Origin of the sequence: Nocardia blacklockiae (assembly GCF_015477355.1) — a bacterium.
GTDB lineage: Bacteria > Actinomycetota > Actinomycetes > Mycobacteriales > Mycobacteriaceae > Nocardia > Nocardia blacklockiae.
Genome location: NZ_JADLRJ010000004.1, coordinates 148,250 through 167,130, shown reverse-complemented (window position 1 = coordinate 167,130; position 18,881 = coordinate 148,250). Strand labels below are relative to the sequence as shown.

Sequence of the window (18,881 nt, the reverse complement as noted above, 5' to 3'; positions counted from 1 at the left end):
TGTTGGTGCCGACGGGCGACGGCTGGGTCAGTTGTTCGTGCCGATGGTGGGCTCGAGGATGCTGGCGGTGTCGAGGAGGCCGTCGCAGGGTTGTACGTCTCGGGCGAGGCCGTAGAGGGTGACGAACGAATTGATGTCGACGTAGCCGACTTTGGTGCGGAGGTGGATGGAACAGGTGTCCGCGCCTCCCGGATCGCGCACCCACATTGCTTCTCTGCCATTGACCCGGACCGGTTCGCTCCAGGCACCGACCTGTTTCAGGTCCTCGTCCCATGTTTCGTTTCTCGAACGTATCGTGAGAGTGCGTGGTTTCGATTTGAAGCGGCAGCCCAGATGGGTCGTTTCGGCGATCTGGTCACCGTCTCGGTTCCGGCTGGCGAAGTCGTAGCCGGCCCGCGTGATCACATCATCCGGTATCCAGGTGCAGGGATCGTAGACGACGTCGGGACGGCCGTATTGCTTCTGGTGCGGTGGCTGCAGATAAGAGTCGACCAAGGTCGGCTGCGGTGCCGGATTCGGGGTCGATGGCGCATCGGTAGTGGAAGGGGCGGCGATTTCCGGATCGGCGGGTGACCGGTTCAACGCGGCGACTGTGGTCGCGACCAACGCCGCGGCGATCACCACGCCCAGCGTGAAGGCGATGGCCGAGCGTCGGCCCATGTTGCGCTGTGGCCGCCGGTCCGGAAACGGTTGCGGAGAAGCAACTTTCGGCTCGTCTTCGATCGGCGGCGGCGTGGAGGTCGGCGCGTGTGCACGCGCGACCGGCAACACGTCCGCCGCGGGGCGCGCGGCACCGATCGCCATCGCCGCTGCTGCCGCGAACTCGCTGCACGAGTGGTAGCGATCGGCGGGGCGTTTAGCCATCGCTCTGCGGAGTACGTGATCCAGTGCCGGATTCAATCCCGGTCGTGTCGTGCTCACCAGCGGTGGTGGCGCCATGAGGTGCCCCTGGATCACTGCGGCGGCGCTGGGGGCGGAATAGGGCGGTGTGCCGGTGAGTAGCCAGAACAGCGTGCAGGCCAGCGAATATTGATCGGCACGATGGTCCATCGGCGAACTGCTCAGCTGCTCCGGGGAGGCGTAAGCCAGAGTGGCCGTGAACGTTCCGGTCCGCGTGAGGTGAGTAGTGTCGTCGCGCAGTCGCGCGATGCCGAAATCCGTCAAGTAGACCCGATTCTCGCCGATCGGATCACTGCCGAGCAAAATGTTCGCGGGCTTCACGTCGCGGTGCAGCACACCGAGGCTGTGCGCGTGGTCGAGCGCCATCGCTGTTTCGCCGACGATTCTGATCGCTTCCGCCGGCGGTAACGTCGCCGGAGCGATGGATGACCCATCAATGCCTTCGACATACTGCATCGATATCCACAGCTGTCCCGCTTCGATACCCCGATCGAAGACGGTGACGATGTTCGGATGGTCCAGCCTCGCGGCGAGGTCCGCCTCCCGCTCGAATCTGGCGCGAATCTCGTTGTCGGCGACGAGTTCTCGGTTCAGCAGTTTCAGCGCGGTGAACCGCGGAAGACGAGGGTGGCGTGCCAGGTATACCGAGCCCATACCGCCCCGACCGAGCTGCCGTTCGATGACGTAACCGGCGAAAACGTCTCCCGGGCCGAACACTCTTACCTCCCACTATGGCCTGGCCAACTCGGGCCGTCGTTGTTCACTTCGGCGATTCCGTCGCCGAGCACCGCTGCCGAACTCAATTCAGCGGCGCGGAGTTCCACCAGCGCAGCGCGCCGTCTGTGGTCTGGAAAACAGTCAGCATCAAAATCCGTTCACGTTCCGCATCACCGTGGAATTCCGTCACCATGTAGGTCGAGCCGGACGTTCCCACGTCCGTCATGGTGTATCGGGTGTAGGTCTTGCCGCCCTGGGACACTTCTACTGTCGTGTGCGGCAGCAGGCCGGCGAGTACCGCTTGGACGTCCGCCGGTGTGGCATAGAGGTAGAAGATGTACTCGACTCGCTGTGCGGCGTCGACGCGCCCAGGGCAGTCGGCCTCGATCGTCCAATTGCCGAAGTACGGCAGATTGTCCCAGTGAATGTCGTCGTTGCTCAGGCCGAAGCCGCAGGACGCCCCGTCGTAACCCGAGCCGCTCCCGCCCATTACGGGAACCATCTGCGGAAACGCGTTGTGCAGGGCTGCTCCCGCGGTCGGTAGCGCGGTGCTGCTGGTCGGTGTGGCCGACGTCGTGGTCGCCCGCTTTGCCGTCGGCCCCGCGACTTTCGTCGCTGTGATCGATGTGCTTGCCGCGCCGGTATCCGGTCCGGGTGAGGAGCGATGCAGGGCGGTGAAGATCGCCGCGGCCGCCAGTGCGGCGATGACGATGCCCACGGCGAAGGTGACGATCAGCCGCGCGCGGTTGCTCCGGTGCGACGTGGAAGGTTGTGCGGCAGAGGGTTTCGGCCGAGCGGACTGTGCAGGAGAGGACGCCGCAGATGCGTGCGGAACCGAAGCGGGTCTCGCCATCCACGGTGCTTCGAGAGCATGCGTTGCGGCTTCGGCGAACTCGCGGCACGAGGTGAAGCGGTCACTCGGCCGCTTGGCCATTGCTGTGGCCAGCACCTGATCCAGCGCCGGATTCAATTCCGGTCGCCGCCCGCTCACGGACGGCGGCGTGGCCATGAGATGGCCTTGGATCACTGCGGCGGGATTGGCGGCAGCGTAAGGGGCGGACCCCGTCAATAGCCAGAACAGTGTGCAAGCCAACGAGTATTGATCGGTTCGATGGTCCAAGGGCGAACCGCTCAGTTGCTCGGGTGAGGCGTATGCCAAAGTGGCGGTGAATGTTCCGGTCCGGGTGAGATGCGTGTTGTCGTCGCGCAGTCGTGCGATTCCGAAATCGGTGAGATAGACCCGGCCGTGTTCGGCGAGCAGGATATTCGCGGGCTTGATGTCGCGGTGCAGGACACCGAAACTGTGCGCGTGGTCGAGGGCCTTCGCGGTGTCGGCGACGATCCGCAGGGCCTCGGTCACCGGGAGCGTTACCGGAGCGAGGGATGCCGCGTCCGTGCCGTCGATGTACTGCATCGAGATCCACATCTGCTCCGCTTCGACTCCCCGATCGAAGACGGTGACGATGTTCGGATGATCGAGCCGGGCGGCCAGATCGGCTTCACGCTCGAATCGCGCACGAATCTCGTTGTCGGCGACCAGCTCTCGGTTCAACAGCTTCAACGCCGTCAGACGGGGAAGACGTGGGTGGCGCGCCAGGTAGACCGAGCCCATGCCGCCCTGTCCGAGTTGCCGCTCGATCGCATACCCCGCGAAGATCTGCCCTTGCCTCAGCGATCCGGCCACACCGGTTACCTCCCCCTTGCGCTCGCGATCACCCTACTGGGAATCCGGCCGGAGCATCGGTCGCGGGTGGCGCGGACTCAGTCGTCGAAGTCCTCGCCCAGGGCCTTGAGGGCGAGGCGGTGGAGGGTGGTGCGTTCCTCGGGGGTGAGGCGGGTGAGGAGGGCGTCGGTGGCCTTGGTGATCTGTTCGTCGGTTTCGGCGCGGAGGCGGTCGCCGGCGGCGGTGATCGTGAGGCGGTAGCGGCGGCGGTCGGCGGGGTCGCGGGTGCGGGTGACCAGGCCTGCTGCTTCGAGGCTGTCGATCAGGCGGACCATTTCGCTGCGGTCGATGCCGAGGGCGGCGGCCATTTCCTGTTGGGAGATCTCGCTGCTCTCGGCGAGATGGGTGAGTATCCAGTGCTCGCGCAGCGGCGTTCCGAGCGCGACGTGCATGGCCTTGTGCAGCTTGCCGAGCGCGTAGGTCGGATAGCGCAGTAGTCCACGGGGGTGGTACTCGCGGTCGTCGGTCACCTGGCGAGTCTACCTATTGTTGTGGTACTCAATCATTGATACTCTCCGCAATTGAGTAGCTCAACTCTAGGAGAAGGAGGGGTCCGATGACGCAGACGCGCACGGACACCGTCACCACGACCGCCGACCGCGTTCCCGCACACGTCTGGCGCACGGCCGCCGTCGTGGTGTTCGGCGCGGTGATGGGAATGCTCGACACGTCGCTGGTCAATATCGGCCTGCGCAGCATCGGCGCCGATCTCGGCGCGGAGCTCGCCACTGTGCAATGGGTCGCCAGTGGATACCTACTGGCACTGGGGGTTTCGCTGACCTGCTGCGGCTGGCTGGCGCGGCGCGTCGGAGTGGGACGGCTGTGGGTGGCCGCGCTCGTCGCGTTCACCGTGACGTCGGGGCTGTGCGCGCTCGCGGGCTCGGCGGCCTGGCTGATCGCGCTGCGGGTGCTGCAGGGATTGGCCGCCGGCGTGATGATTCCGGCGGGTCAGACGATTCTCGGCCAGGCCGCGGGGCCGCGGCGGATGGGCCGGGTGATGGGTGTGGTGGGCATCGCGGTCGTCGGCGCGCCCGCGCTCGGGCCGACCGTCGGCGGGCTGATGCTGGCGCACTGGAGCTGGCAGTGGTTGTTCCTGATCAACATTCCGCTCGGGGCGATCGGGCTCGTGCTCGGGCTGCGCTTCCTGCCGCTGCGGGCCGGGGTGCCCGGGCACGGGCTCGATGTGATCGGGCTGGTGCTGGCGGGCGGCGGTGTCTCGGCCGTGGTGTACGGACTTTCGGAAATCGGGGACCGGGGATCGGCCGGGTCGCTCGCGGTGTGGCTGCCGGTGGTGCTCGGAGCCGCGGCGGTGGCCGGGTTCGTGTGGCGCGCCGGTCGCGCGGCCCATCCGCTGCTCGATGTGCGGATGTTCGGCGAGCGGGTGTTCGCGGCCGCCAATGCCGCGAGCTTCTTCGCGGGCGCGGCCATGTTCGGCGTCATGGTGTTGCTGCCGTTGTACTTTCAGGAACTGCACGGGTACGGGCTGGTGCGCACGGGCGTCGCGCTGATCGCGTTCGGCGCGGGCGGGGTGATCACGCTGCCACTGGGCGGACGTCTCACCGATCGCTTCGGCGGCGGGGTGATCGCGGTCGGCGGCTCGCTCGCGGTGGCGGTGACGATCGCGCCGTTCGCCGTGCTGCCCGCCGACGCGAATCCCGTTCTGGTGCAGGCATTGCTGTTCGCGGCGGGCGTGGCGACCGCGCTGTCGGGCATGCCCCTGGTTACGGCCGCCTATGCGGCGGTGCGTCCCGAGCAGTTGCCCGACGCCGCGGCCTTCGTCAATATCCTGCAGCGGATCGGCGGCGCGGTCGGGGTGGCGATGGTCGCGGTGATCCTTTCCCGCGCAACGGCTTCCGGCTGGCAGCAGGTGTCGGGTTACCACCTCGCGTTCGCGGGACTGGCCGCACTGTCGGTGATCGCGGCGGCGGCGTCGACCGTGTTGCGTCGGCACCAGCGGGCGTAGCGGTGCTTTCAGTCGCGGGGATAGCGGGAGGCGGAGAGGGCGGGGTTGCGGTGGACGAAAGTGGTGATGAGGTCGTCGGCTACCTGGACCAGGACGTCTCGGCCCTCTACTGCGCCGGCCCAGTCGAGAGGGAGGGCGGACAGGCCGTGGGTGGCGCCCAGGAGGTTGCCGGTGGTGGCGCCGGTGGAGTCGGAGTCGCCGGAGTGGTTGACCGAGAGCAGGAGGGCGGTGCGGGGGTCGGGGGCGGCGAGGGCGCAGTAGACGGCTATGGCCAGGCATTCTTCGGCGACCCAGCCGCCGCCGAGTTTTTCCACCTGTTCGGGGGTGGCGGGCTGGTCCGCCAGCTCGACGGCTCGTTCCAATGCGGCGACCGCCTCGGCCGACGCGGGGTAGGTGGCGAGTTGGGTGATGGTCTCGCGCACGGCGGTCGCGAGTTCGGTGCCGTGGACGACGCGGTCGATCAGTGCCGCGAACGCGCCCGCGGCGAGGTAGCCGGTGGGGTGCCCGTGGGTGAGCTGCGCGGCTCGCGCCGCGGTCGTGAACGCGACCTCCGGGCCCGCTTCGATCAGGCCGAACGGTGCCGAGCGCATGACCGTGCCGCACCCCTTGGAATGCGGATTGACCGGGCCGGGAGTGCCGAACGGGTGCGGCGCGAGGTAGTTGCGCGCCTGTTGGCGCAGCCCTTTCGTGCACGCGTTGCCGGGCGCTCGGACCGCGTGCAGGAACGGCAACCCGACCAGCCAACCGTCCACGGCGAGTTCGGGATCGGGTTGCTGGGTGTAGAGCCAGCGCAGATAGGCCCGGTGCAGCGCGGGGATCGGGTCGGCACCGGGGGCCGCGCGTAGTAGCCCCTCCGCGGTGAACAAGGTCATCTGGGTGTCGTCGGTGATCTGCTGGGGCGCCTGCTTGTCGTGCTGCGGGAGGAAGCCGGTGACGCCCGCCGCGCCGTGCCACTCGCGAATCTTGTCCAGTTGCAGGAACTCGATCGGCCATCCGAGCGCGTCACCGACAGCGCCACCCAGCAGCGAACCCCGGACCCGATCGACCACGATGCTGTACTCCACCACGGAGACAAACTTACGGAAGAAATTTCGGGCGCCGTGTCGATCCGCCGCTTCCCCGTTCGACCTTCGCGTGAGAGGGTCCGAGAGGGGCCCGCGGCCGAGGAGAGAAACATGAAGTACATGCTCATCATGCGCGGTACCGAAGAGGCGTACGCCAAGATGGCCGACGTCGACTTCGCCGAGGTGCTCGACACCATGGGCCGGTTCAACGACGAGTTGATCCGGGCGGGCGTGCTGCTCGCGGCGGAGGGGCTCGACGACCCGGCCGAGGGCGTGGTGGTCGACTACTCGTCCGAGACACCGGTGGTCACCGACGGTCCGTACGGCGAGGCGAAGGAGTTGTTCGGCGGCTACTACATCCTCAACGTGGCCTCGAAGGAGGAGGCTGTCGAGTGGGCCAAGCGCATGCCCTACGGCGGCCCGGGGTTCAAGACCGAGATCCGCCGGGTGCCGACGATCGACGAGTTTCCCCAGGACAACGTGTGGATCCAGAAGGAACGGGCGTGGCGTGAGTCGACCGGGCAGCTCTGAGCGAGTAGCCGGGCGATGACCGATCCCGCGACCCGTGCGGAGGTCGCCGCGGTCTGGCGCATCGAGTCCGCGCGGATCGTGGGTGCGCTGGCGCGCTACACCGGCGATTTCGCGCTGGCCGAGGACCTCGCCCAGGAGGCGCTGGCCGAGGCCCTGGTCACCTGGCCGCGCGACGGTGCGCCGCGCAATCCCGCCGGATGGCTGCTCACCGTCGCCCGCCGCCGCGCGATCGACGGATTCCGCCGCCGCACTGCCCTCGACGACAGGTATGCCGCCTTCGCTCGCGAGCTGAGCGAGGGCGGCATCGCCTCGGGCGCCCCGGTCTGCCCGGACGGCGACAGCGTGCTGTGGGATCCGGACCGTATCGACGACGACGTGCTCGCGCTGATGTTCACGGCCTGCCATCCGGTGCTGTCGCGGGAGGCGCGCATCGCGCTGACGCTGCGCGTGGTCGGCGGCCTGACCAGCGACGAGATCGCCAAGGCGTTCCTGGTCCCGACCGCGACCGTGCAGGCCCGCATCACGCGCGCGAAGAAGACGCTGGCCGCGGCGCGGGTGCCGTTCCGGGTACCGCCGCCCGAGGACCGCACCGCGCGGCTCGGCTCGGTGCTGAGCGTGCTCTACGTGATCTTCACCGAGGGGTCGACGGCCAGCTCGGGCCCGGACCTGATCCGGCTCGATCTGGCGGGCGAGGCGCAACGGCTGGCGCGGGTGCTCGCCCGGTTGATGCCGCGCGAACCGGAGGTGCACGGACTGCTCGCGTTGCTCGAACTCACCGCCGCCCGCTTTCCGGCCCGCACCGGTCCCGACGGCGCGCCGATCCTGCTGGAGGACCAGGACCGGCGGCGCTGGGACCGCGCCGCGATCCGGCGCGGACGCGCGGCCCTGGCGCGTGCCGAGCAGCTCGGCCGCGGTTTCAGGGCCTACGGGCTACAGGCGGCGATCGCCGAATGCCATTCCGTCGCAAAGGATGTCGAGTCGACGAATTGGGAGCGCGTGGTGCTGCTCTACGAGGCACTGGGTCGGCTCGCGCCCTCGCCGGTGGTCGACGTGAACCGGGCCGTCGCCGTCGCCATGGCGGAGGGCCCGGCCGCGGCGCTGGCGATCGTGGACGAGTTGGTGGCGGCCGGGGCGCTGCCGAACTCACACCTGTTGCCCAGCGTGCGTGGGGAATTGCTGAAGCGACTGGGCCGCCTCGCCGAGGCGCGTGCGGAACTCGAACGCGCTGCGCGATTGTGCGACAACGCAAGTGAGCGGGTGTTGCTGGAACGCAAATCCGCCGAACTAGAGAGTCCTGCTTCCGGAAGCTCGAAGTAGTTGTGACACAGAAGGTTTCGGCCGACAGAGCGATGCGTCTCGATCGACCGGATCAGATGGCCTCGAACCGACAGGGTGTGACTTCCGGTTGCCGATACACCGGAAAGCCGTGGGGAGCAAAGGTTTCCGCTCCCCACGGCCTCCGTGTCAGCGATTACCGGCCGCTGTGGCTGTGCTGCCCGCCACGGGACTTGGCCTCGGTGGGCTGAGCCGCGGCGCCCTTGCGACCGGCCTCGGACGGGTCGGCGCTGTTCGCGGAGCCGAAGCTGCCGGTGCTGGCCTGGCCGCCCTTGCGGGCCTGCTTCTCGGTATCGGGTCGATTGCCGAACTGGCCGGGGTTCTTCACATCCGGCATCGTCGTTCTCCTCTCTCCGGTACTACTTCCTGGAGCCGACAAGCGGCTCGTTAGGCGTGTGCCCGGACATCCGGCCGTCAAACGCGGCGAGCGAGAAGACGTTTCACCGGCCGCCTACCGGCGCGATCGGCCCGTCAGCTTCCACGCGGCTACGGCGAGCACCAGCGCGGCCGCCAGACCGCCCACGATGAGCACCGTCAGCAGGTTCTCGTCGTGGTGTTCGGCCGGGGCGGCGGTATCGGTGTCGCGCGGCGGCGGGGAGGCCACGGCCACGTTGGTGTTCGACGATTTCGCGGTGTCGTCGGGCAGGGTGCCGACGCTCGCGTCCGAGGCCAGCGCGAAGCCGTAGTCCAGCAGCCGGGCGGCCTGCTGCGGCGGGCGGATGGGCCGCACGTCGGCCTGCAGCAGCGTGACGACCAGCCGGTGCCCGCCCCGCTCGGCGGCGGTGACGAAGGTCTGGCGGGCGTCGTCGGTGTAGCCCGTCTTGCCGCCCAGGGTGCCCTCGTAGTCGTAGAGCAGGTGGTTGTCGTTGGCGATGGGGAAGCCGGGGTGGTCCTGGTCGCCGGGGATCTGCGGGTTGGCGGGGAAGCCCGGGAAGTCGACCTGTTCGGTGTGGACCAGCTCGGCGAAGGTGGGGATCGTCATCGACTCGCGGAACAGCGCCGCCAGGTCGTAGGCGGAGGTGCTCATGCCGGGGCCGTCCAGGCCGGAGGGGGTGGCGGCGCGAGTGTCCATGGCGTGCAACCGTTTCGCCAGTTCGTTCATCTTGGCGACGGTGGCCTTCTCGCCGCCGAGCTGGGTGGCGATGGCATGTGCGGCGTCGTTGCCGGAGGCCATGATCAGCGCCTGCATCAGCTGCCGGTTGGTGTAGCGGCCGCCGGGGCCGATGCCGACCCGGGTGCCGTCGGCATTGGCGTCGTCCTGCGTGCCGACCACCACTTTGTCGAGGTCGAGGCTGCGCAGCGCGACGGCGGCCAGCAGCACCTTGATGGTCGAGGCCGGCCGGTAGCGGCCGTGCGGGTCCTTCGCCGCCAGCACCCGCCCGGTGTCGAGGTCGGCGATCACCCACGCGGTCGCGGAGAGTTCGGCGGGCACCGGCGGCGCGCCCTCGGGCAGCACCAGGCCGCAGCCGCCGAGCTTGTCGCCGCCGATCGGGGGCGAGGGCACCGGCAGCGGCGTGGGGGTCGGCTCGCCCGGCGCGGGCACCTCGGAGGTGTCGATCGCCGGCGGCGGGACCGTCTTGTTCGGGCACGAATCGGTATTCGGCGTGCTGAACGGCGCGGTCGTGGACGCCGACGGCGCGGCCGACGCGGTGGTGGTGACGGCGCCCGTCAGTGCGGTGGCGCCGATGAGCCCGACGGTCAGCGCGGCGGCCGCGATCGAGCTGGAGCGGCGGAAGCGCCGGGTCATGCAGGTACTCATGACCTGCGAGCTTATGCGGCGACCCGCCGGAACGCTGCTTCCCGTCCCGACTGCGCCGCCGCCATATTGACAGACACTACGAACTGAGAGTTACTATCAAAAACAAGCAGAACTCAATTGATGGGAACTCTTATGAAGACGTTGAACGCGCGGGACCGCGCGGCGGTCGGGGGAGCGCCGGAGGCCGCCGGGAAGTCGCGCTGGCTGGCCCTCGGCGCGCTCGCGGTCGCCATGCTCACCATCGGCCTGGACACCACCGTGCTGGTGGTCGCGCTGCCCACGATGGCAATCGACCTGCACGCGAATACCGCTGCGCTGCAATGGTTCACGACCGCCTACACGCTGGCGCTGGCCGCCGCCATGCTGCCCGCCGGCGCGCTCGGCGACCGCTACGGCCGCAAAAAGTTCCTGCTCGGGGCGCTGGCGCTGTTCGGGGCGGCGTCGGTGTGGTGCGCGCTGGCGGGCTCGTCCGGCGAGTTGATCGCGGCGCGGACGGTGCTCGGCCTCGCCGCCGCCACCATGATGCCGCTGTCGATGGCGGTGCTGCCGGCCATGTTCCCGGAGCCGGCGCAGCGGCAACGGGCGTTGACGATCTGGGTCACCTCGTCGGCGCTCGGACTGCCGCTGGGTCCGATCGTCGGCGGCTGGCTGCTGCAGCACTTCTGGTGGGGCTCGGTGTTCTTGATCAACGTGCCGCTGGTGATCGTCGGCCTGATCGCGGTCGCGCTGCTGGTGCCGGAATCGCGCAGCGGCAACCGGTTCCCGATCGATCTGCCGGGCGTGGCGCTGTCGGCGGGCGGAATGCTCGCTCTCACTTACGGTTTCATCCGGTTCGGCGACAAGGGCTGGGGCGACGGCATCGGGTGGGCGACCGTGGCGGCCGGACTGGTGATCCTGGGCGGATTCGTGCTGGCGCAGCGCCGGATTCGCTACCCGCTGGTGGATCTCGGACTGTTCTCGACGAGCGGGTTCCGTTGGGGCACCGGGTTTTCCATCCTCGTGCAGTTCGCGATGTTCGGGCTGTTCTTCACCGTGCCGCAGTACTTCCAGGCGGTGCTGGGCGCCGACTCGCTGGGCAGTGGACTCCGCCTGCTGCCGTTGATCGGTGGCCTGGTCGTCGGTACCCGGGTCGTCGACAAACTGCTGCCGCGCCTCGGCATCCGGACGGTGCTGGCCACCGGCTTCGTCGTGCTCGCGGCGGGTCTGGCGCTCGGCGCGCTGACCTCGGCGGACAGCGGCTACGGTTACACGGCCGTGTGGATCACCGTGCTCGGGGCGGGAATGGGCTTCGTGATGCCCTCGGCGATGGGCATGGCGATGGGGGAGCTGACTCCGGAGCGGGCCGGGTCCGGATCGGCGCTGTTGCAGGCGGTGCGCCAGGCGGGCGGCACGATCGGCGTCGCGGTGCTGGGCACGGTCCTGGCCACGCAGTACCGGTCCGGACTGGGCGGCTACAACGTCGACCCGGTGTCCGACGGTGTCAACGCGGGCGTCGCGGTGGCACGCGGGATCGGAGATCAGCAGATGCTCGGGCATGTGCAGTCGGCGTTCGTCGGCGGCATGAGCGCGATGCTGTGGGTGTGCGCGGCGATCTGCGTGGTGGCCGCCGCGCTGGCCGCACTGTTCGTCCGCACCCGGGTGCCCGACGTCGCCGCGACCGGCGATGCGGGAGAATCTGGTCATGTCGGCTGATTCGAAGGCACCGTCGGCGCAGGTCCACCGGGGCGTCACGGCGCCCCGGCCGGGCCTGCGCGAGCGGAAGAAGGAGCGCACCCGCCGCACCATTCGCACCGAGGCCTTCCGGCTGTTCCAGGAGCAGGGCTACAACGAGACGACCGTGGAGCAGATCGCCGAGGCGGCGGAGGTCTCGCCGAGCACGTTCTTCCGCTACTTCCCGTCGAAGGAAGAACTCGTGTTGGCCGACGACTTGGACCCGCTGATGATCGAGGCGCTCGAGCGGCAGCCCGCGGAACTGACGATGCTGGAGGCGTTCCGGCTCGCGACGCTGGAAACATTCTCCGCTCTGGACGAAGAGACCTTCGCGTTCGAACGGCAGCGGACCGATCTCATCCGCACGGTGCCGGAGCTGCGGGGAGCGCTGGCCCGCGAGTTCGACCGGAGCGTTCGGCTGGTCGCGGACCTGACGGCCGCGCGGACCGGCCGATCACCCGACGACATGGAGGTCCGCGCCTTCGCCGGCGCGCTGATCGGCGCGGCCCAGGCGGCCCTGCTCGACCGTGACCCCTACGACACCGAAAGCCTCACGCGCATATTGACTTTCATGGCGGGCGGGATGCGGCTCTAACCGCGCCGATCGGCCACCGCGCCGCCGAGGTAGGGCGCGACCACCTCGTCGGTCACCATCTCGAAGAAGCCGCCCACCACGTCCTCGATCTCGGAAACCGAAGCCGCGCAATACAACACCGGTTGATAGTGGGTGATGTCGTAGGTCCGGGTGCCCATCTCCACGATGTGCAGCGGCCGCAGCTCGGCCCGGCGGAATTCCTCGATCTCACCGTAGGACGACAGTAAACCCGCACCGTAACAACGGATTTCGTTGCCCTCGCGGACGACGCCGAACTCCATCGAGAACCAGAACACGTCGGCCAGGAACTTCAGCGCCGCGTCGGTCTCCAGCCGCGCGACGGCGGCGCCGGCCGCGGCGTACAGGGCGGCGAAGCGGGGGCTGGCCAATTGGTTGGCGTGCCCGATGATCTCGTGCACGGCGTCGGGCTCCGGGGTGTACAGCGGCGCGGAGTGGTGGCGGATGTACTGGGTGGAATGGAAGATCCGCTCGGCGAACGAGCCGAAGAACTCGCGCAGCGGCACCAGGCCCGCCGCCGGGACGTAGCGGAAACCGCTGAGCGGCACCAGTTTCGCCGACACCTCGTCGAGTTGCGGGATGCGGTCGGCGGGTAGGTCCAGGCGTCGTTCACCGTCGAGCACCTCGTGCGAGGCATAGGTGCGGTGCTTGCGTCGCAGTTCCGCGGAGACGATCCGCCAGACCTCCTGCTCATCGTCGGTGTAGTCGATGCGGGGCGCGGGGTCTCCCGGGCGGTACGCCAGTGCGCGGGCGGCGATCGCATTGCGGCGGGCGCGGTACTCCGGATCGTGCACGCCGGGATGCTCGTCGCTCAGGTGCACCGTGACGTCGCCGTCGGCCCCGGTGGTCACCGGGGAGTACAGCTGAGCTTCGTCGAACATGCTTAGATGCAAGCACCGCTGGGCGGATAGGACAATGAACACGCTGGCAGATGGGCAAATTGCCTAGTTGAAACGATCGTGGTGCGACATGGCGAGGGCCCGTCCGATCGGACGGGCCCTCGCGCGCTCGCGTATCGGTTCAGTGGTGGCCGTGCAGCGAGTGCACCACCGCGTGACCCTTGCCGCGGCCGATCATCCACTTGTTCACCGGCGTGGTGATCACGAAGGCGACGGCCAGCGCGAAGATCAGCGAACCCCAGAACAGACCGTCCGCCAGCCCCGCGTCCATCGCGCCGGGCACCGCCAGCACCACCGCGTTGTCGACGATCTCCATCACGATGATCGACACGGTGTCGGCGGCCAGCGCCAGCGAAACCGCCGCGCCGAGGCCGAGACCCGCGGCGAGCGCGCCCCGCATGGTCAGCCCGTAGCCGAACACGAACGCCAGCACGATGGCGAGCACCATGGTCGGCGCGTTGTGCCAGCCCAGCGCGGTGCCGATGACCAGACCGAGGATCTCGCCGATGGCGCACCCGGTGAGGCAGTGCAGGGTGGCGCTGGCGGCCATCTTCCAGGTGGCGGGGGCGTGGGCGGTGTGTCCGGAGTGGCCTCCGTGTGTGGCGTGGTTCGTGTGCCCCTGGTCGCTGTCGGTGGCGTGGTGCGCGTGTGAGGTGTGGGTGGTCATCGAGTGGCCCCTGTGTTCGTCGGTTTCGGGTCGGGGTGTGCCGTGATCAGGTCGGTCGGCGTCGCCGTGGTTCGGGTCGCTCGGTGCCGTGTGATCGTTCTGCATGCCCGTAACAATACCCCTAGGGGGTATCGCGTCAAGAGGTGAATACCGGGCTGGGGTATGTTGTGGGTCACATCGGCGGGGGAATGGCGAAGGCCGCCTTCATCGGGTTGATGAAGGCGGCCTTCGGGTTTCGATGTGGTGTGCGGCGACCCGCCCGGCTCAGCGGGCGAACAGCAGGGCGCGCTTGACCTCTTGGATGGCCTTGGTGACCTCGATACCGCGGGGGCAGGCGTCGGTGCAGTTGAAGGTGGTGCGGCAGCGCCACACGCCCTCGACGTCGTTGAGGATGTCCAGGCGCTCGCGGGCGGCCTCGTCGCGGCTGTCGAAGATGAAGCGGTGCGCGTTCACGATCGCGGCCGGGCCGAAGTAGCTGCCGTCGCTCCAGTACACCGGGCACGAGGTGGTGCAGCAGGCGCACAGGATGCACTTGGTGGTGTCGTCGAACCGGGCGCGGTCGGTCTGGGACTGGATCCGCTCGCGGGTCGGCTCATTGCCGTGCGTGATCAGGTACGGCTTCACCGCGCGGAACGCGTCGAAGAACGGCTCCATGTTCACGACGAGGTCCTTCTCCACGGGCAGGCCGCGGATGGGCTCGACGGAGACGGTGATCGACTTGCCGCCCTTGGGCAGCATGTCGCGCATCAGCACCTTGCAGGCCAGCCGGTTGACGCCGTTGATGCGCATGGCGTCGGAACCGCAGACGCCGTGCGCGCACGAGCGCCGGAAGGTGAGCGTGCCGTCCAGGTAGGACTTGATGTAGATGAGCACGTTCAGGAAGCGGTCGGTCGGCAGCACCGGCACCTGGAACGAATCCCAGTGCGCGCCTTTGTCGTCCTCGGGGTTGAACCGCGCCACCTTGACGGTGATCATGGTCGACCCGTCCGGCACGGGAGCCGGCTTCTGGGTCGCTGGGGCCTCGGCTACAGCGGTCATCAGTACTTACGCTCCATCGGCTCGTAGCGGGTCTGCACCACCGGCTTGAAGTCGAGGCGGATGTCGGCGATCAGCTTGGCGTGCTCGCCGGGCTCGACGTCCTTGTAGGCCATGGTGTGGCGCATGAAGTTGGTGTCGTCGCGATCCGGGTAGTCCTCGCGGGCGTGGCCGCCGCGCGACTCCTTGCGGTTGAGCGCGCCGACGACGGTGACCTCCGCCAGCTCCAGCAGGAAGCCCAGCTCGACGGCCTCGAGCAGGTCGCTGTTGTAGCGGCGGCCCTTGTCCTGCACCGTGATGTGCTCGTAGCGCTCCTTGAGCGCGTGGATGTCGGTGAGCGCCTGCTTGAGGGTCTCCTCGGTGCGGAACACTGCGGCGTTGGCGTCCATGGTGACCTGCAGTTCGCTGCGGATGTCGGCGACCCGCTCGTTGCCGTGGTCGGACAGCAGCCGGGCCAGCCAGCCCTGCACGTACTCGGCCGGGTTCTCCGGCATCTCGACGAACTCGGCGCGCTGGGCGTACTCGGCCGCGGCGATGCCCGAGCGGCGGCCGAAGACGTTGATGTCCAGCAGCGAGTTGGTGCCGAGGCGGTTCGAGCCGTGCACCGACACGCACGCGCACTCGCCCGCGGCGTACAGGCCGGGGACGACGTCGGTGTTGTTGCGCAGCACCTCGCCGCGGATGCGGGTCGGGATGCCGCCCATGACGTAGTGGCAGGTCGGCATGACCGGCACCGGCTCCTTCACCGGGTCGATGCCCAGGTAGGTGCGGGAGAACTCGGTGATGTCGGGCAGCTTCTCCTCGAGCACGTCCTCGCCGAGGTGGGTCACGTCGATGAAGACGTAGTCCTTGTTCGGTCCGCCGCCGCGGCCCTCGAGGACCTCCTTGACCATCGAGCGGGCCACGATGTCGCGCGGCGCCAGGTCCTTGATGGTGGGGGCGTAGCGCTCCATGAACCGCTCGCCGTCGGCGTTGCGCAGGATGCCGCCCTCGCCGCGGACCGCCTCGGAGATGAGGATGCCCAGGCCGGCCAGGCCCGTCGGGTGGAACTGGTGGAACTCCATGTCCTCCAGCGGAAGTCCCTTGCGGAACACGATCGCCATGCCGTCGCCGGTCAGCGTGTGCGCGTTGGAGGTGGTCTTGTACATGCGGCCGGAACCGCCGGTGGCGAAGATGATCGCCTTGGCGTGGAACACGTGCAGCTCGCCGGTGGCCAGCTCGTAGGCGACCACGCCGGTGGCGACCGGGCCGCGGTCGGTCTCGGTCATGACCAGGTCGAGCACGTAGAACTCGTTGAAGAACTCCACGTCGTGCTTGACGCAGTTCTGGTACAGCGTCTGCAGGATCATGTGGCCGGTGCGGTCGGCGGCGTAACACGCGCGGCGGACCGGGGCCTTGCCGTGGTCACGGGTGTGGCCGCCGAAGCGGCGCTGGTCGATCTTGCCCTCGGGGGTGCGGTTGAAGGGCAGGCCCATCTTCTCCAGGTCGAGCACCGCGTCGATGGCCTCCTTGGCCATGATCTCCGCGGCGTCCTGGTCGACCAGGTAGTCGCCACCCTTGACGGTGTCGAAGGTGTGCCACTCCCAGTTGTCCTCTTCGACGTTCGCCAGCGCGGCGCACATGCCGCCCTGCGCCGCGCCGGTGTGGCTGCGGGTCGGGTACAGCTTGGTCAGCACGGCCGTGCGGGCCCGGGGACCGGCCTCGATCGCCGCGCGCATCCCCGCACCACCGGCGCCGACGATCACGACGTCGTACCGGTGCTCCTGAATCGGTCGGGATTCACTCATGGCTATTTGGCCTGTTCCTAACTGATGTTGGGGTCGAAGGTGAAGATGACGTAGCTGCCCACGCCCATGATCAGGATCATCGAGATCACCAGCAGGGTCTTGAGCCAGAAGCGGGTGGAGTCCTTGCGGGAGTAGTCGTCGATGACCGTGCGCAGGCCGTTGCCGCCGTGCAGCTGGGCCAGCCACAGCATGGTCAGGTCCCAGAACTGCCAGAACGGGCTGGCCCAGCGGCCGGCGACGAAGGCGAAGTTCAGCCGCTTCACGCCGCCGTCGATCATCAGCATGATGAACATGTGGCCGAGCACCAGCACGACCAGCAGCAGGCCGGAGAAGCGCATGAACAGCCAGGCGTACTTCTCGAAGTTGTTGCCCATGGTGCGGCGCGGCGCGCGCGGGGCGTCGAGGCTGGCCGGGATGTCGTAGGACTTGCCCAGTACAGGTGCGCTCATGATCAGTGCTCCGTCAGCAGGTAGAAGAACTGGCGTCCGACGCCGGCGCCGGCGACCAGGATCCAGATCGCGAGCACGACCCAGAGCATCTGGCGCTGGAAGCGCGGGCCCTTGGACCAGAAGTCGACCAGTATCACGCGGATGCCGTTGAGCGCGTGGAACAGCACGCACACGACCAGGCCCATCTCCATCAGGGCCACGAGCGGGTTCTTGTAGGTCTCGATCGCCTGGTCGTAGGTGTCCGGGCTGACTCGCACCAGCGCGGTGTCGAGCACGTGGACGAACAGGAAGAAGAAGATCGTGACGCCGGTGATCCGGTGCAGCGCCCAGGACCACATGCCCGGGTCGCCGCGGTACAGCGTCTTCCGCTTCGGCTGTGCCGGAGCTTCCAGTGTGGCGGTCATAGAGTGCGGTGCCTCCAACGTCGTTGATGGACACGCCGGCGAGCCGGCAAGTCTGGACCCGTCGCGGTGTTCGGCGCGCGGGCTTGTGAGCCGTTGGATCTGGAAAACACCAGCTCGTGCCCGGGGCCGACTCCCCGGAGGCGGTGGCCGGCCCGCCGCCGGGAACCTGAACCGATCTGTCTCGAACTCTAATCCCCGGGGAATGACGGAACTAATTCGGCGTGCCGCTCGTTGGCCTGAAAATCAATGAGTTAGGTTTGCCTTGCCTGATGAATTGACGGGTTCGCAATGCCATTCCTACGGTCGTGTCCGGCACGTTCGAGCGGAGGTCCGATATGCCCGAAATTGATTGGAATGCATTGCGCCACAGCGCATTTCAAGTTATGCGGAATGCGTATGCGCCGTACTCGCGGTTCCCGGTCGGGGCCGCTGCTCTCACCGGTGACGGGCGAATTGTGCGTGGCTGCAATGTGGAGAATGTCTCACATGGACTCGGCCTCTGTGCCGAATGTGTACTCGTGGGTAACTTTTGCGCGACCGGCGGCGGGCGGTTGCTGGCGGTTGCCGTGTGCGATTCCCGCCGCGCGATTCTGATGCCGTGCGGGCGCTGCCGGCAGGTGCTCTACGAGCACGGAGGAGCGGAAATGCTGGTGGACCATCGCGACGGGCCGAAGCCGCTCGGCAGTTTGCTGCCCGATGCCTTCGGGCCCGATGATTTGGCGGCCGGGCAGCGGGATATGTGAAGTTCGGCACGCCGGCGAGGATTCGGCTACTTTTCCGGGCGTTCGCGGCTCGCGAGGCGGAGTGATCGAAGCGCTCTGCAGGTGCCGAACGCGCGGCGTTTCGCTGGGAATTACGTAGTGCGCCAACGGCTTACGGGGCTGTGTGGGTGCGAGAGCCGGGTACATCAGGAGTTCTCGTGCTCGAAGGCGGCGTCGATCTCCGACTCGGTGGGCGCGACGACCACCGGCACCTCGATGGGTGCCAGGCCCATGTGCGTCATCATCCGGGCCATGCCCGAGCCGAGCGCGTTCATGCCGTCGAAGAGCCGGCCGTTGGCGAGCTTCAGGCCGACGACATCACGGCTCAGCCGGAGAATCGATGCGCCGTAGCTCTCCTCGATATCGGTGACTCGCCCCTCCAGACCCCGCATCCGGGGATCCCATCCCGTCTCGCTCACGTCGCCCCCCTGTCGTCGTCGATGGAGGCGACGCTACCGCAGCGCGGTGGTGCTCCCCGCGTGTCGGCGGCGACGTGGCCGACGGTTCGGGTTCACGCACCCCCTGCAGGTTCCCGCACCGTATTCATGCCGGTCAGGGCTGCGC

19 protein-coding genes are annotated in these 18,881 nt (G+C 68.3%); 6 read left to right on the top strand and 13 right to left on the bottom strand.

Features of this window, described 5'->3' with window-relative positions:
* Positions 1-27: 27 nt before the first annotated feature.
* The 3 genes from IU476_RS13740 to IU476_RS13730 all read right to left on the bottom strand — a co-directional run bounded on the left by IU476_RS13740 (position 28) and on the right by IU476_RS13730 (position 3,810).
* Positions 28-1,617: a protein kinase domain-containing protein gene (locus IU476_RS13740; protein ID WP_195100149.1), complete on the bottom strand. Its 1,590-nt coding sequence runs from the start codon at positions 1,615-1,617 to the stop codon at positions 28-30.
* A gap of 82 nt (positions 1,618-1,699) precedes the next feature.
* A complete protein-coding gene (locus IU476_RS13735) occupies positions 1,700-3,301 on the bottom strand; it encodes a serine/threonine-protein kinase (protein WP_324194054.1) in 1,602 nt (533 codons plus the stop codon).
* Between the two features lie 77 nt (positions 3,302-3,378).
* A complete protein-coding gene (locus IU476_RS13730) occupies positions 3,379-3,810 on the bottom strand; it encodes a MarR family winged helix-turn-helix transcriptional regulator (RefSeq protein ID WP_324194053.1) in 432 nt (143 codons plus the stop codon).
* A gap of 86 nt (positions 3,811-3,896) precedes the next feature.
* On the opposite strand from IU476_RS13730, the gene IU476_RS13725 reads away from it, so the two are divergent.
* The gene (locus IU476_RS13725; RefSeq protein WP_195100147.1) at positions 3,897-5,303 is read left to right on the top strand and encodes a DHA2 family efflux MFS transporter permease subunit; all 1,407 of its coding nucleotides are present in this window, start codon (positions 3,897-3,899) and stop codon (positions 5,301-5,303) included.
* 8 nt (positions 5,304-5,311) lie between these two features.
* Here the strand turns inward: IU476_RS13725 and IU476_RS13720 are convergent, their stop codons facing one another.
* Positions 5,312-6,370: an ADP-ribosylglycohydrolase family protein gene (locus tag IU476_RS13720; RefSeq protein WP_195100145.1), complete on the bottom strand. Its 1,059-nt coding sequence runs from the start codon at positions 6,368-6,370 to the stop codon at positions 5,312-5,314.
* A 108-nt stretch (positions 6,371-6,478) separates the two neighbouring features.
* On the opposite strand from IU476_RS13720, the gene IU476_RS13715 reads away from it, so the two are divergent.
* Positions 6,479-6,898, top strand: a complete 420-nt coding sequence (locus IU476_RS13715; RefSeq protein ID WP_195100143.1) for a YciI family protein — start codon at positions 6,479-6,481, stop codon at positions 6,896-6,898.
* Positions 6,899-6,913: 15 nt separating this feature from the next.
* Positions 6,914-8,215, top strand: coding sequence for an RNA polymerase sigma factor (locus IU476_RS13710; protein WP_195100141.1), 1,302 nt, complete (start codon positions 6,914-6,916; stop codon positions 8,213-8,215).
* A gap of 154 nt (positions 8,216-8,369) precedes the next feature.
* Here IU476_RS13710 and IU476_RS13705 read toward each other — a convergent pair whose 3' ends face one another.
* Together IU476_RS13705 and IU476_RS13700 are read right to left on the bottom strand one after the other, a co-directional pair.
* The gene (locus IU476_RS13705) at positions 8,370-8,570 is read right to left on the bottom strand and encodes a hypothetical protein (protein WP_195100139.1); all 201 of its coding nucleotides are present in this window, start codon (positions 8,568-8,570) and stop codon (positions 8,370-8,372) included.
* A 114-nt stretch (positions 8,571-8,684) separates the two neighbouring features.
* Complete coding sequence (locus IU476_RS13700; RefSeq protein WP_195100138.1) at positions 8,685-9,992, bottom strand: D-alanyl-D-alanine carboxypeptidase family protein; 1,308 nt, start codon at positions 9,990-9,992, stop codon at positions 8,685-8,687.
* A gap of 231 nt (positions 9,993-10,223) precedes the next feature.
* On the opposite strand from IU476_RS13700, the gene IU476_RS13695 reads away from it, so the two are divergent.
* Together IU476_RS13695 and IU476_RS13690 are read left to right on the top strand one after the other, a co-directional pair.
* A complete protein-coding gene (locus tag IU476_RS13695; protein WP_195100960.1) occupies positions 10,224-11,684 on the top strand; it encodes an MFS transporter in 1,461 nt (486 codons plus the stop codon).
* A complete protein-coding gene (locus tag IU476_RS13690) occupies positions 11,674-12,297 on the top strand; it encodes an acyl-CoA-like ligand-binding transcription factor (protein ID WP_228823650.1) in 624 nt (207 codons plus the stop codon). The genes IU476_RS13695 and IU476_RS13690 overlap by 11 nt, the downstream gene beginning before the upstream one ends.
* On the opposite strand, the gene IU476_RS13685 is transcribed toward IU476_RS13690, so the two are convergent.
* From IU476_RS13685 to sdhC, 6 genes are all read right to left on the bottom strand, one after another.
* Positions 12,294-13,196, bottom strand: coding sequence for a phenylalanine 4-monooxygenase (locus IU476_RS13685; protein WP_195100136.1), 903 nt, complete (start codon positions 13,194-13,196; stop codon positions 12,294-12,296). The genes IU476_RS13690 and IU476_RS13685 overlap by 4 nt on opposite strands.
* Before the next feature lie 139 nt (positions 13,197-13,335).
* On the bottom strand, positions 13,336-13,881 hold the full coding sequence (locus IU476_RS13680) for a DUF4396 domain-containing protein (protein WP_195100135.1): 546 nt from the start codon (positions 13,879-13,881) through the stop codon (positions 13,336-13,338).
* Between the two features lie 264 nt (positions 13,882-14,145).
* A complete protein-coding gene (locus tag IU476_RS13675) occupies positions 14,146-14,919 on the bottom strand; it encodes a succinate dehydrogenase iron-sulfur subunit (RefSeq protein ID WP_195100134.1) in 774 nt (257 codons plus the stop codon).
* The gene (sdhA, locus tag IU476_RS13670) at positions 14,919-16,703 is read right to left on the bottom strand and encodes a succinate dehydrogenase flavoprotein subunit (RefSeq protein WP_228823649.1); all 1,785 of its coding nucleotides are present in this window, start codon (positions 16,701-16,703) and stop codon (positions 14,919-14,921) included. Before sdhA ends, IU476_RS13675 begins: the two co-directional genes overlap by 1 nt.
* Positions 16,704-16,720: 17 nt before the next feature.
* Positions 16,721-17,152: a succinate dehydrogenase hydrophobic membrane anchor subunit gene (locus IU476_RS13665; RefSeq protein ID WP_195100133.1), complete on the bottom strand. Its 432-nt coding sequence runs from the start codon at positions 17,150-17,152 to the stop codon at positions 16,721-16,723.
* A gap of 2 nt (positions 17,153-17,154) precedes the next feature.
* Positions 17,155-17,556, bottom strand: a complete 402-nt coding sequence (sdhC, locus tag IU476_RS13660; protein WP_195100131.1) for a succinate dehydrogenase, cytochrome b556 subunit — start codon at positions 17,554-17,556, stop codon at positions 17,155-17,157.
* A gap of 335 nt (positions 17,557-17,891) precedes the next feature.
* Between sdhC and IU476_RS13655 the strand changes: the two genes are divergently transcribed.
* Complete coding sequence (locus tag IU476_RS13655) at positions 17,892-18,299, top strand: cytidine deaminase (RefSeq protein ID WP_195100129.1); 408 nt, start codon at positions 17,892-17,894, stop codon at positions 18,297-18,299.
* Between the two features lie 164 nt (positions 18,300-18,463).
* Here the strand turns inward: IU476_RS13655 and IU476_RS13650 are convergent, their stop codons facing one another.
* Positions 18,464-18,736, bottom strand: a complete 273-nt coding sequence (locus IU476_RS13650) for a hypothetical protein (protein WP_195100127.1) — start codon at positions 18,734-18,736, stop codon at positions 18,464-18,466.
* Positions 18,737-18,881 lie beyond the last annotated feature (145 nt).